Below are 12,284 nucleotides of genomic sequence, written 5' to 3' on the forward strand. Positions count from 1 at the left end.
GCTTTGCCATCATGATTAATTTTCAGATTTATTTTTAGGTGGTGTTTTGACTTTGACTTTTGGCTCATCTTCCACACTCTCATCAGGCAAAGCAATCAACCCCATATCAATCAATGTCCGTGCATCTTGCTCATTGTCAATCTCTCGCACATCACCTGCCCAATACTGCTTATCACCGAAGTGTTGGATTAAAACTTTGTATTTCATAATTACCCCTATTGGTTGTTTGCAATCAAATAAAAGGCGTGAACCTTGCCACGTCTTTTAGCCCCCTTTATGCTGTCTTTTCAGCCAATGTGCCATGAATAAACGCCTCAGGGCGATACACTGCCAAAGCCAGTCGTTCTGTGGCTCGGATGGTGAGTAACATTTTGGTAAAGTCATCATTTTCAAAGCCGACTTCCACAGAGCTTTGACGGTGGTCAAAGATTTGAGCCCCAATGTCAAACGCCCCTGTCAAGAATTTACCCACGCCCATGCTTTGGGTTGCCACCACAGGCACGCCCCATAAGGTAGGTGATAGCACCCCTTGCGGATTACCAATGACATAACGACCATTTTCATCTTTGGCAAGCTCAATTTTCGCCCAGTCAATCGGATTTAACACAATACCACTGCTGTGATACTCTGATAGGGCAACTTGCAACATGGCAAGGCGTAACTGGTCAATGATGGTATATTTAGTCAGGCTTGCTTTGTCAGCAAAGGCAGTGGCTTGGGGAATAATGCCTTTTAGGTTATTGGTCAAACCATCACCATTTAAAATCTGCATCTCTTCCACCAGTTTAAGCCCATAGCTTAATCGTCCATCAATATGGCTAGCTAGTTGGCTGGCATCTTCTAATACTTGGCTTGATATTTTGACAAAATGCCCAAGCGTTTTAACCGCCACACTTTGTTCATCAAATTTGATACTTGACTGGGCAAGTTTTTCACCTTCGCCATTTTGGGCTTTGGCATTATTGGTAAAACCCGTTTCACGCATATAGACAATGGTGTTACTGTCGGTTGAACCTGCCATCAATAAATCACGCACCGTCAAACGGCGGTCAGGTGGGGCAATGATACCGCCTAGGCGAGTAGGTGCAATCAATGCCCCTGCTGAACCATCAGCGTTGGCGGTGGCAGATGTGATGGTAGATTTCACTTCCAATTTGGCGATTTTGCCATTGCCTTGATGGTCTTTGAGCTGTTTATATTCATCAGACTGAGCAAACTTTTCGCCAAGTGTGCGGTAATCGCTATCATCAAAGCCACGGCGTGCATCTTTTTGTTCTAAATCGTCAAGTCTGAGCTTGATTTCGTTCATTGCCACTAAGGCTTCATCAGCTTTGTCAATGGCGGACTGGGATAGCTTTTCGCCATTTGCCATTTTGCCCTTCATGTCTTCTGCCATTTCTTTGACTTGGTCGGTGGCGGTGGCAAATTTAGCTGCCAATTCGGTCAGTTCTTGTTGATTGCTCATATAAGCTCCTGTTATAGATTGATGTTGTTTAATATCGCCAAGGCGTTTTTTATATCTTGTTCGGTGATTGCTTGATGTTTGACTTGCGAGACGGTGCTGTCTGTATTGGCAGGAAAGGTAACGATTGAGATTTCTTTTAAGTCAATTTCCAAAAGTTCTAGCACGTTATCATCATCATTCCACGCCCATTTTTGCGTGCGATAGCCAATAGACAAGCCGTCAATTGCTCCGTTTTTGATAAGGGCGTAGGCTTCTTTTGCTTTGGCAACATCGTCAATGAGTAGTTTACCTTCGCCAAAAAGTCCGTGGTCGTCTTCATACAGTTTTGTCCATACACCAATAACTTGCCCACGGTCATGTTGCCACAAAATCGGTGGCATTTTGCCTTTTGCTTGCCAATCGTTCAGCGAGCTGACAAACGCCCCTTTTTTGACCACATCGCCATAGCTGTCTTTGACATCAAACACATTGCAATAACCGCTAAATGTGCCATCATCTTTTAAGCTGTCCGCTTTAAAGTTCATGGACTTGGTTTCTAAATTCATGTTTTTCCCAAATTTTGTAAATGTGTTAAATTGGTCTGTACCGTCAGCGTGTCGCCCCCATCAAGCGGTGGCAAATCTTCCAATTCTCGCACTTCGTTGCGAGTTAGCCAGCCATTTTGTAGAGCAGACGTATAAAACTGCGACCGCCCTTGACTGTCCGCTCTTAGCAGTCCTTCCACGCTCCATTTTGGTTTGTATTGGCTGCGTTCGGTGGGCGTGAGCAGTTTTTTGACAATCGCTTGTTCAATCTTGACCAGTACAGGACGGAGCGAATACATCAAAAAGCCCAAATTCATGTTTTCAAGGCTACTTGCCCACGAACTTGCTTTGTCGGTGTGATAAATCAGCTGTGGTGGTACGCCAAAGATACGGCAAATCTCTTCAATGCCAAAGTAGCGACTTTCTAGCAGTTGTGCGTCCTGTGGATTCATGCGTATGCCAGCACCACCAGCCACGTTCATGCCAGCTTCTAGCACCATGTATTTGCCCGCATTATCGGGTTTGCTAAAAAATTCTAGGCTTTTTCTCATGCCTTCTCGTTGCTCATCGGTCATGATTTTGTCATAGGTGATGAAACCGCCACCTTTGAAATGATTTTTAAATTCATGTTGCGTGGCGTTATTGGCATCTACTTGTAGTCCAATCACCGATGATTGGTAGCTAATCGGCGATAAACCTACAAGCCCGTCCAAACTAAATCCCTTGATGTGCAAAATCTCATCAGCCGTATAACGGGTATATTTGCCATTTTCCTGATAAATATAAGTAATCAAACCATCTTTGCCACGGCTGACACGCACACGCTCAGGGTTTAACACGTCCAATGCAACGATATGGCGTGTTTTTTTATGGCGGACAATCAGGGCGTAGGCATTGCCCCACAAATCAAGGCTTGCCACCAAACTTTCCCAAAATTCTGATGCGGTCATGTCGGCATTGGGGCTGTCGTGTAGCAAGCGATACAAGGGGTGGTTATCGGCTGTCTTTTTGTCTTTGCTGTACAAATGCAAAGGCAACGAGCCAATCACTTGGCTACGCAGTCGCACGCACGCCCAGACTGCGGATAATTTTAAGGCGGTGTCAGCATTGATGGCATTGCCACTTGTGGTGCTTGTGCCAATAAAGGGGTCGGACTGTTGCCCCTTATCTAGGCGAGACCGCCCAAATAGTGAGCCGAGCCAACCAAAAAAATTCATCTTTTTTCCTTTTTGCAATAAAAAACCGCTCAAAAAGCGGTTAAAATCAAAAAATTACTTGCAATTATAATACAATGTGTTATAATACATTGCATTAGTTAAGAGATAAACCACCATGTACACCATTGCCGAAACCGCCCAATTTATCAGCCAAGTAGATGACATCTGGACAGATGATGAACGCCTTGATTTCTTTGAATTTTTGGCACAAAATCCGCTCAAAGGCGATGTTATCCCCAATGCAAAGGGTTTACGCAAAATCCGCTATTCGGCAAAGGGACACGGCAAACGGGGCGGGGCAAGGGTCATCTATTACAATATGCTTGATGACGGGTTGATTGTTGCGGTTGCCATCTATCCCAAAAATGAGCGTGAAGACTTAACCAAAGCCCAAACGGGCAAACTTGCCAAATCAAAAGCCAAAAACCAAAAAATAGGAGCAAACCATGAAAAACCTACCCAATTTTGACGTAAGCGAAGTCATGCAAGCCATCATCGCCGATGAACCTGACCTTGCCGACCACCAAGACAGTTTGGCAACGGCTTTAACACAGTTAAAAAATGGCGAATTTGCTCGCACGACTGCCGTCAGTCAGCCCGCCCAAATCCGCCAAAAAGCCAATCTATCCCAAAGCCAGTTTGCCCGTGCCATCGGCATCTCGGTCAATACCCTAAAATCTTGGGAGCAGGGACAAAGACAGCCAAGCGGTTCGGCTCGGGTGCTGTTGGATTTGCTTGCCAAACGCCCCGAATTGATTGGCGAGCTTGCCACTGCTTGATTTGCTAAATACACCGCATAGGTGGCTTAGAAAATATTTAGCCACGCATTTTTTGCACCTACACAGTCATACACCGCATAGGTGGTTTAAAAACACCCCCAGTTTACGATTGGGGGTATTTACTTTTCTAGGCGATAACCATGTTATCAAGGTATTCATCAATATTCCCCCCATTTTGGGCGTGTAACTTGGCACGCCCAAGTGCCATAATCAAAGCCACAATGCCGTCAATCTTATTTTCGGCTCGCTCTTTATCAGGATAAATATTGTCTTTTTTGTCCACCACCGCCACGACATTAGACGCTTGCCACATCAGCACGGGACAATCCCCGTGGGCGATTTTACCTTGCAAAATTAGGGCTTCCAGCTCTTTCATTGGCTCACTCATATTTTGCACGGTGTGGCGTAGTTCCACCATTGTCGCCCCTTCTTTTTCCATTTCCTGTGCCAGTTGGGTGGCTTGCCAAGGGTCGTAGGCGATTTGTTGCACATCAAAGCGACCCATAAACTCACGCAAATCATCTTTGATGGCTTCAAAATCTACCACTTCGCCCATTGTGAGCGTCAGTAGCCCCATTGTGTCCCACGCTCGGTAGCGGTCAGTATTGCTGTCCATGTTCTCAAGCACTCGCACATCAGGCAAATAATAACGCCCATGCACATGATAGTTTGGGTCATCGGCAGTCGGTGGAAACAGTAGAATAAGGGCGTTTAAGTCAATTTTGGTGGCTAAATCCAGCCCAATATAACAAGGGCGGTTTTCAAGCTCGGCAAGCGACTTGCGAGCAGGGGCGTTTTGCCATTTCGCCATGTTCATCCACGCATTTTTTGCTCCGACCCACTCGTTTAGATGCTTGGTGCGAAATACCGATTGTTTGCGTGCGGACGTTTTGGCATCACGCTGACGAGCTTGTAAAAATTCGCCAGATACTGACACATCTAAGTTGGGGTTGGCTTTCATTAGAGCAATGTCGCTGTCCCACGCATCGTCTATATCTTTGCCATATAAAATCGCCCACATATCGTCTATGTCAAGGACCTTATCTAGCATTTTTTGGGCATCTTGGTACATCAGGTGGCACGCACCGCCAATGGTTGCCCCTGCGGTGGTGATGACAAGCATAATCGGCTGATTTCTTGCCCCCATGCCTGTTTCCATCGTGTCATACAAGCTGTCGTCTTTGTGTTCGTGGTATTCATCAATGATGGCACAGCTTGGGCTTGACCCATCTCCGGGCTTTCCGATGACAGGCTCAAAACGAGAGCCGTCCGCCACACGGTTCATATTAGACGCATTGACTTCTACGCCAAAATATTCTTTTAATTGGGGTGTGCGTTCCACCATTTGCTTGGCAGGGCGAAACACTTCCCATGCTTGCTTTTCGGTGGTTGCCCCGCTATACACTTCCGCCCCAAACTCACCATCAGCACAAAACATATAATTGGCGATGCCTGCTGCGATGGCAGATTTGCCATTTTTACGGCAAACAAAAATGAAAATGGTGCGAAAACGGCGTAAATTGTCGCTCTTTTTGACCCAGCCAAAGGGTACACAACAAGCGAACACCTGCCAGGCTTCCAAAAATATCTTTTCGCCACGCCTTGCCCATTCACCCTTGGTATGCGGTAACAGCTGGATAAACCTTGCCACCCGTTCGGCTTTGGCGGGGTCAAACTTGTAGGGATAATCTTTGGATTTACTTACCTTTTTGTCGTCAAAATGCCTTTGACAAGCGAGTTTTATCCATTTGTTAGCGATGATTTTACCATTGATGACATCTTTGGCGTATTGTTCGGCTCGTGCGACATTGGGGTATTTGCTCATAAGACATCAAAAACCACTCGGAAAAATGGGATAAAAAGTTTCCTAAAACTCTGCAAATGCGTTTTTAGTTGTTTCGTTTTTTGGTGTGCCAATCAATCTTGCCCGACTGGACGGGTCAAGCCCCAACAGCGAGCCAAATTGTATCATCTGCCGACTGGCTTCATTGACCACCGTAACCGCAGGATTTTTTAGTAATGCTCCTGTTTCTGGATTGGTGGTAACCACACCATACAGCGTGATAGATTCTTGGGCTTGTCGCCAACGAGCATAAGCCATGCAAAAGGCTTCCACATTGTGCAAATCCCCCACCGTCAAAAGGTCATTGGCACACAACTGGGGGACGACCCTTTGCCACATTTCTATCGCAAGCGGTTCTAACCATTCAGGTGGGTCAATGTTAGTTATCTGGTCAAATTTTGGCTCATTTTTATTCAACGCACGCTTACCAGCATTGCCGTTTAATTCTCTTAATTTTGTAGGTTTTGGCTTTCTTCCACGCCCTGAAACTGTCGCAATTCCGCCCATTTTTGTGTGTTTTTCCTAATTTTTAATTTCGCGGTTGTAAAAATTTTGATGGGTGGGCGGTCATACGGCAAAAGGCTGTGAACTTTTTACCCACCCCCACCCATGTGGCTCTCGGCTTGTGTCTTGGCTTTGTGGCAGGTGTGGCAGATGGCTTGTAAGTTGGTCAGCTCATCTGTGCCACCTTGTGCCTTGTTGATGATGTGGTCCACCGCCTGAGCTTGGGTGAATCTGCCTTGTTTCTGACAGACTTGACACAAATAGCCATCTCGTTCCATCACTTGTTGCCTGAGTTTTCGCCATGCTTGACCGTAGCCACGCTCTGTTGTGGTCTTGCCTTGTTGTTGCTTTTGCCAGCCATATCGGCGGTTGGCGTGCTTGTCGCAAAAACCTTTGTCTGCTCGGCTGACAAGGTTGGGGCAAGCGTAGGCTCGGCAGGGTGTTTTGGGCATATTAACATCCAACAAAAAACCGCCCAACTAGGACGGTTTTAATAACTTTGGTTCTAAAAGCCTTTGGTTATGACTTATTTCAATTATGCCATAAATATACTACTTATTGGGGTGCAAATCAAGACTTTTTTGACATATTTTTATAAACCTGTCTTTCAGCTTCATCAAGTAATCTTTTGACTGTCTTATGACATACAAACCTCTTCCTACTATCCGTATCGTCCATATCCACCTGATGCGGATATTCAAGCGGTGTCAGATACCGCCGTGAGATTTGCCGATATGACCAGCCTAGTACATAATGAGCAAACAAAACATTGTACAGCACCACAAAATCTTGCCTGAGCTGACCAACTGCTTTGTCTACTTTTAGAGCTTCATCATCGCTAATCTCTGGCTCATTGTAATTGCCTGAGCTGACCGCACCATTGGCACGCATAAACGCAAGCAGTGGTGTGTTATACTTATCATAACCGTTGTGTCTTGACCAAATACCCCATTCTTTAATTAAATTTCTCATCATCACTCCATAAATTCTCTGGGTCTGTCAATCTAAACCCCAAACCCGTATAATGCACATATATTGCATCTAAATACTGTTTATGCTGTTTTGTTGTCATTAGCCTTGTAACAGGAAAATCAAACGGCTCTGCCATAAATTCTAGCTTATCGGCATAGCTTCGCCATTTAACCTTTTTGTCATATAATTGGCAAAACCTTTCATTTTCGCTCCTTAGTATTGGCACACCAAAATGTAGCTTGCAAAAGGCACGATATTCTTCTGCGGTCATGTCGCCTTGCTCTGCCAATTCATTTATCCAAAGCCGTTGCAGTTTGTTTTGGTCAAGGCTTCTTTTGCCAATAATGCCTTGTTCAATGGTTACGGTGATGGGCTTTGACTGGTTTTGAATAAAGGCAATCAGCTGGGCTTTGTCTTGGTCTGTTTTGATAAAGCGTTTCATGTGATAAACTGTCATCATCTCCCCCAAATCAGCATGGCAGCATCTCGTCCATGCTCACTGGTACGATTTTGCCAACCTGTGATATGCTTAAATTCTTGGGCGGTGGTTTTGGTGCGGTTATGTCTGGGTGCAATCAGTTTAAAGTCTAGTCCATGATGCAAACAAAACTCTTCCCAAATACCACAATCTCGTTTAACACTACCCACGCCTTGCAAAACTTCATGCCCTTTGTTACCAAACCACTTTCGCTGTCTAGCATCTTCAATGTAGATTGTTAGGTGATTTTGGTTGTCTGCCAACTTTTTGACACACTCCATAGCTTCAATGATGGTGCAGGTTGTGATTTGATTGAGCTTGCCATCTATCATAACTGCAAGTCCTGTATTAACTCCTGCGTCTATGCCAATGAGTGTTTTATGTTCCACGGTTTTACTCCTTAAATTTTCTCACCAAACTTCACGCTTTGCCACCACCTGCCGATAACTGCCCCAGTCAAAGGTGATGAGTACAAGTTTTTCGCTAAATCTGTCCCAGCCCCTATCTCCCACCAGTCGTGCCACGTCTTGGGGTTTGTGGTTGCTGGTGATGATGGTGGGGGCTTTGTGGTATCGGCGTTCTAAGATTTGCCCAAGGCGGGTGCAGTCTTTTTCGGTGCTGACATCGTTATCGCCAACATCGTCTAAAATCAGTAGGTTGGGCTTTTCCAGTTTGTCTAGCAAGACAATTTCGCTGTCTAGCTTTCTGTCATCCCAGCTTGCTTTGATTTTGGCGATGTAGTCTGAGCTTTTGATGTGCTGGGCAGGGATTACTACATCTGTCGCCCAAGGCTCGTAGCGGTATTGTTTGACATACAAGCGATGGGCAAGGCAGTGGCACATGAACGTTTTACCTGTGCCTGTCGCTCCTACGATGAGCAGATTTGGGCTGGTCTCGTCCAAGGTGTCGGCGTAGTGTATGAGTTTATCAATCAGTTGTCGTTGTCGCTGTTCTTGCTCCACAAACTGCCAGTTTGCAAAGCGAGCATTGGGGTCAATGCGGTTGCTGACCATGCTGGCTGTTCGTCTTTGTACAAATTCTGCTTTGTCTCTTTTTGCTTGTTGGTCGGCTTGTTCTGCTTTGATTTTTTCGTAGTTGCAAATATGACAAACCATCTCACCTGATGGCAACTGGAAAATGGGCTGATTGGGATGTTTATCGCAACACTTAGGCTCTTGACGAAGCGATGTTTGGGTATTTACTGGTGCTACCATTGTGATACTCCTTGCTTGGTGGGGATAAGATTGCCGTTGCTGTCAAACTGACTGCTGTGGCTTTGTTGCCACTGCTGATTGACCGATGCTGTGATGGGCAGGGTTTTGGTGGTTTTTTTGGGCGGACGAACTTTGCTTGTGTTTTGCAAATCTTTTTCTAGCCACTGGCGTAACTTGGCGATGCGGATGTCGTCAGAGTTGAGCGGTTTACCAAAGCGGGCTTGTTCGCTGTAATACGCCTTAAAATCACCAACAACAGTTTGATAGCGGTTTTGTGTTAGGCTGTCGGCGTTTTTGCCTGCCAAGAACAACAATCCCTTTATCTCATCTAAGGTGGGTGGTACCCAGTCTTTAAGCTCTGTTGCTCTTTGTTCTCTGATGGCGGTTGCGGTTTGGTTGATTTGTGCTTGCTCATCAGTCAAATTTTTTGTGGGCGTGTCATTAATGTGTGTGTATATATTATTAGATGACGATGACGATAAAGGGCATGGTTCAAGCATTGCATAAGCATTGCTATTAGCATGCTGAATTTGTGCTTGTGCATTGCTTGTTTGTGCTAAATCATCTGCATCATTTTGACAGTTTTTTGATACATCAGATTGATTTTGTTCATCTTTTTTATCTTTACCCCAACGAGCTGCCGCCGCTTTTTTGGCTCTTTCTTGCTTTTTATCTTTATTGTCTTTTGCTTGGGATTTTTTACCCAAAAGATAGTAAGAAATTAACGATTTTTTATCATCAGATAAGCTGAATATGCCACAGTCAATGATGGCATTTTTAAGTTGTTTGACCTTGGCAGTTGTCATGCGAGTGATGGCACTGATGATTTTATTGTCATTGGGAATGTCGCCATTTTTCCAAAAATCCATCATCAGCAAGTGCAAACCACCAATCTGTTCAGTGGTCAGTCTGGTGGTCATAGAAAGTATGTCGCCGATGTAGATGGGCAACCAGATGGAAACTTCTGCTTCTTTGGGTTCTTGCATTTGGATTAGATTTGTCATATAATAAAAGCTCCTTTATGGAAAATGTTTAATTAAAATATCCTAAAAGCCCCTAGTTACCGCTGGGGGTTTTTAGTTTTTCAATTTCTGCAAGTCGTGGGCATAGGTCTATGGCTTTGAATTTGCCGTTGGTGAGTTTTTCTATCTTCTGAGCATTAAGCTCACTAACCCCATGCTTCATATTTAGCCAACCTGTAACTGTGCCTTGACTAATTTTTAGTGCAGTTGCTAAATTTTCCTGAGTTCCGCCAAAATGCTCAATCAAATCTTCAATAATTTTAGATTTCAATTTCATAAACGAATTCCTTTAAAAAAATATAAATTATAGGAATTCCTTTTTAAAAAGTCAATAAAAAATAAAGGAATTGTTGTTTGAATATTTAAAGGTTATCCTTTATAATGATATAATCATATAAATATTATGGGTTTGGTGTTGCTATGGAACTCAAAGACCGCTTGAAACTCTCACGAAAAAATGCTGGTTTCACACAAATACAAGTCTCAGAAGCCGTCAAAATGACACAAGCTACATACAGTCAGCTTGAACGTGGAATTGTAAAGAGTACAAGCAAAATTGTTGAAATTGCTCAAATACTGAATGTTAATCCAAACTGGCTCGCCACAGGCGAAGGTGAGATGTCATTGTCAGTCATTGACAAAGAAAAATATGCACTTGGCAATGTAGAAGCAGTTCCAAATTCAAAGCTATCTGTTCGTTATGCCCCTGTCCTTAATTATGTCCAAGCTGGAAAATTTACTGATATTGGTGATAATGACTATGATGAATACCTGCCATATACAGATGACAAAATTAGCGACAATGCGTATTGGTTAATTGTCAAAGGCGATAGCATGACCCCTGATTTTCAAGAGGGGGATTACTTATTGATAGATGCAAAGAGACAAGCACAATCAGGGGATTATGTCATCGCCATGATGAGTGATGACAATGAAGCAACTTTCAAACGCTATAAGCATTGTGGATTTGATGAAAAGTTAAATAGGGAATATTGCCAATTAGTTGCTCTTAATGACTTCTATTCACCAATAGACAGCCGACACACACATTTTTCTGTGATTGGTGTTGTCATGGAACACAAACGCAAACTCAAAAAATAAGGACATTTCATGAAAAAACTAATAATAGCTACCTTAGCGTTCACCATCGCCACCCCAGCCCTTGCCACCACTTGTAAGATTGTGGGCATATCTGATGGCGATACTGCCACAAAAGGTGAATACATACCTATTGAAAAGTTGTTGGCTATATAAGGAATTATTAAAATGTACCAATATTTTGACTTGGATGATAGTAGATTTGAAAACTTAGTGATTGCCATTTGCAAACAAATATTAGGACAGGCAACGCAAGGCTTCGCCAAGGGGGCTGATGGCGGTAAAGATGGTGAATTTCATGGTACTGCCAACGAATATCCAAGCAAATCATCACCATGGGTAGGCACAACCATCATTCAAGCAAAGCACACACAGGGCGTAAACAAGCATTTTTTAGACTCTGGCTTTTTTGGCAATAATAGTTGCATCTTAGCCAAAGAAGCCATAAAGGTAAAAAATATGGTAGAACAAGGTTTAATTGACCACTACATGCTATTTGCCAATCGCAGTCTAACAGGGGGAGCGAAACCCAAAATTATCCAGTATATTGCTGACAACACAGGATTGGCTTGTGATGATATTGCGATATTTGGTGATGATGATTTGGACTATTATTTGTCTTGCTACCCAAGCATTGCCAATATGAAAAACATCAATCTTGAACCACTTAGCCACGCCCCAGCAATTAACCTAAACGACCTATCAGAAGTTATTGGGCAACTTACCCAAATATTTGATAGTAAAAACACCAATCAAGAAGTTAGTCAAGTTTTCAGAACAACTTTCAAGCAGAAAAATCAACTTAATAATTTGTCAGATGATACTGCCAAATCGCTTGAACGAAACTACCTAAAATATGTATGGCAAATTAAAGACTTTTTAAATGACCCACAGAATCAAGTGTTGCAAGACCATTATCAAAATGCAGTTGAAGAATTTCAATTACAATACATCATACCCAAACAACGTGAACTACAATACTTTGACGAAGTGTTTAATGAACTGGTAAAATATCTAACCACCAGAGATTATATCTTAAAATCCAACACACGTTTGGTTAGAATGATGGTATTTTATATGTACTGGAACTGCGATATAGGAAAATCCAATGATACGCCCTAATAAACACAATCACCCTGACAAGACCGTTGTTTATGCCAGTTTTTTA

General features: G+C 43.5%; 18 protein-coding genes. 5 read left to right on the forward strand and 13 right to left on the reverse strand.

Annotated elements, in window-relative coordinates; translation table 11 throughout:
• Nucleotides 1-15 precede the first annotated feature (15 nt).
• The 4 genes from CEW93_RS07315 to CEW93_RS07330 all read right to left on the reverse strand — a co-directional run bounded on the left by CEW93_RS07315 (nucleotide 16) and on the right by CEW93_RS07330 (nucleotide 3,206).
• Nucleotides 16-207 carry a hypothetical protein gene (locus tag CEW93_RS07315; protein ID WP_089538970.1) on the reverse strand — a complete coding sequence of 64 codons (192 nt, stop codon included), beginning with the start codon at nucleotides 205-207 and terminating at the stop codon, nucleotides 16-18.
• A gap of 67 nt (nucleotides 208-274) precedes the next feature.
• Nucleotides 275-1,465: a phage major capsid protein gene (locus CEW93_RS07320; RefSeq protein ID WP_089538971.1), complete on the reverse strand. Its 1,191-nt coding sequence runs from the start codon at nucleotides 1,463-1,465 to the stop codon at nucleotides 275-277.
• Nucleotides 1,466-1,476: 11 nt separating this feature from the next.
• Nucleotides 1,477-2,010, reverse strand: a complete 534-nt coding sequence (locus CEW93_RS07325; RefSeq protein WP_089538973.1) for an HK97 family phage prohead protease — start codon at nucleotides 2,008-2,010, stop codon at nucleotides 1,477-1,479.
• Entirely contained in the window at nucleotides 2,007-3,206 is a 1,200-nt protein-coding gene (locus CEW93_RS07330) for a phage portal protein (RefSeq protein ID WP_089538975.1), read from the reverse strand. Before CEW93_RS07330 ends, CEW93_RS07325 begins: the two co-directional genes overlap by 4 nt.
• 115 nt (nucleotides 3,207-3,321) lie before the next feature.
• Between CEW93_RS07330 and CEW93_RS07335 the strand changes: the two genes are divergently transcribed.
• Together CEW93_RS07335 and CEW93_RS07340 are read left to right on the forward strand one after the other, a co-directional pair.
• A complete protein-coding gene (locus CEW93_RS07335) occupies nucleotides 3,322-3,675 on the forward strand; it encodes a DNA-binding protein (RefSeq protein WP_255504026.1) in 354 nt (117 codons plus the stop codon).
• A complete protein-coding gene (locus tag CEW93_RS07340) occupies nucleotides 3,653-3,985 on the forward strand; it encodes a DNA-binding transcriptional regulator (RefSeq protein WP_089538976.1) in 333 nt (110 codons plus the stop codon). Before CEW93_RS07335 ends, CEW93_RS07340 begins: the two co-directional genes overlap by 23 nt.
• Nucleotides 3,986-4,112: 127 nt before the next feature.
• Here CEW93_RS07340 and CEW93_RS07345 read toward each other — a convergent pair whose 3' ends face one another.
• The 9 genes from CEW93_RS07345 to CEW93_RS07385 all read right to left on the reverse strand — a co-directional run bounded on the left by CEW93_RS07345 (nucleotide 4,113) and on the right by CEW93_RS07385 (nucleotide 10,295).
• On the reverse strand, nucleotides 4,113-5,810 hold the full coding sequence (locus CEW93_RS07345; protein ID WP_089538977.1) for a terminase large subunit: 1,698 nt from the start codon (nucleotides 5,808-5,810) through the stop codon (nucleotides 4,113-4,115).
• Between the two features lie 42 nt (nucleotides 5,811-5,852).
• Nucleotides 5,853-6,335: a phage terminase small subunit P27 family gene (locus CEW93_RS07350; protein ID WP_089538978.1), complete on the reverse strand. Its 483-nt coding sequence runs from the start codon at nucleotides 6,333-6,335 to the stop codon at nucleotides 5,853-5,855.
• Between the two features lie 86 nt (nucleotides 6,336-6,421).
• Entirely contained in the window at nucleotides 6,422-6,784 is a 363-nt protein-coding gene (locus CEW93_RS07355) for an HNH endonuclease (RefSeq protein ID WP_089538979.1), read from the reverse strand.
• A 118-nt stretch (nucleotides 6,785-6,902) separates the two neighbouring features.
• Nucleotides 6,903-7,304, reverse strand: coding sequence for an antiterminator Q family protein (locus CEW93_RS07360; RefSeq protein ID WP_186727934.1), 402 nt, complete (start codon nucleotides 7,302-7,304; stop codon nucleotides 6,903-6,905).
• Nucleotides 7,288-7,761, reverse strand: coding sequence for a hypothetical protein (locus CEW93_RS07365; protein WP_089538981.1), 474 nt, complete (start codon nucleotides 7,759-7,761; stop codon nucleotides 7,288-7,290). The genes CEW93_RS07360 and CEW93_RS07365 overlap by 17 nt, the downstream gene beginning before the upstream one ends.
• Nucleotides 7,761-8,114 (reverse strand): hypothetical protein, encoded by a 354-nt coding sequence (locus tag CEW93_RS07370; protein WP_089539011.1) that lies wholly within the window; start codon nucleotides 8,112-8,114, stop codon nucleotides 7,761-7,763. Before CEW93_RS07370 ends, CEW93_RS07365 begins: the two co-directional genes overlap by 1 nt.
• Nucleotides 8,115-8,192: 78 nt before the next feature.
• On the reverse strand, nucleotides 8,193-8,996 hold the full coding sequence (locus CEW93_RS07375) for an ATP-binding protein (RefSeq protein WP_089538982.1): 804 nt from the start codon (nucleotides 8,994-8,996) through the stop codon (nucleotides 8,193-8,195).
• Nucleotides 8,990-10,000, reverse strand: coding sequence for a DUF1376 domain-containing protein (locus tag CEW93_RS07380; RefSeq protein ID WP_089538983.1), 1,011 nt, complete (start codon nucleotides 9,998-10,000; stop codon nucleotides 8,990-8,992). Before CEW93_RS07380 ends, CEW93_RS07375 begins: the two co-directional genes overlap by 7 nt.
• Nucleotides 10,001-10,052: 52 nt before the next feature.
• Entirely contained in the window at nucleotides 10,053-10,295 is a 243-nt protein-coding gene (locus tag CEW93_RS07385; protein ID WP_089538984.1) for a Cro/CI family transcriptional regulator, read from the reverse strand.
• A gap of 143 nt (nucleotides 10,296-10,438) precedes the next feature.
• Here CEW93_RS07385 and CEW93_RS07390 point away from each other — a divergent pair, with 143 nt between their 5' ends.
• The 3 genes from CEW93_RS07390 to CEW93_RS07395 are packed head-to-tail and all read left to right on the forward strand — an operon-like array spanning nucleotide 10,439 to nucleotide 12,238.
• The gene (locus CEW93_RS07390) at nucleotides 10,439-11,119 is read left to right on the forward strand and encodes an XRE family transcriptional regulator (RefSeq protein ID WP_089538985.1); all 681 of its coding nucleotides are present in this window, start codon (nucleotides 10,439-10,441) and stop codon (nucleotides 11,117-11,119) included.
• A 9-nt stretch (nucleotides 11,120-11,128) separates the two neighbouring features.
• Entirely contained in the window at nucleotides 11,129-11,272 is a 144-nt protein-coding gene (locus CEW93_RS10830; protein ID WP_186727935.1) for a hypothetical protein, read from the forward strand.
• Between the two features lie 12 nt (nucleotides 11,273-11,284).
• Nucleotides 11,285-12,238, forward strand: a complete 954-nt coding sequence (locus tag CEW93_RS07395; protein ID WP_089538986.1) for an ABC-three component system protein — start codon at nucleotides 11,285-11,287, stop codon at nucleotides 12,236-12,238.
• Nucleotides 12,239-12,284 lie beyond the last annotated feature (46 nt).

The organism is Moraxella sp. VT-16-12 (assembly GCF_002224245.2).
Lineage (GTDB): Bacteria > Pseudomonadota > Gammaproteobacteria > Pseudomonadales > Moraxellaceae > Moraxella.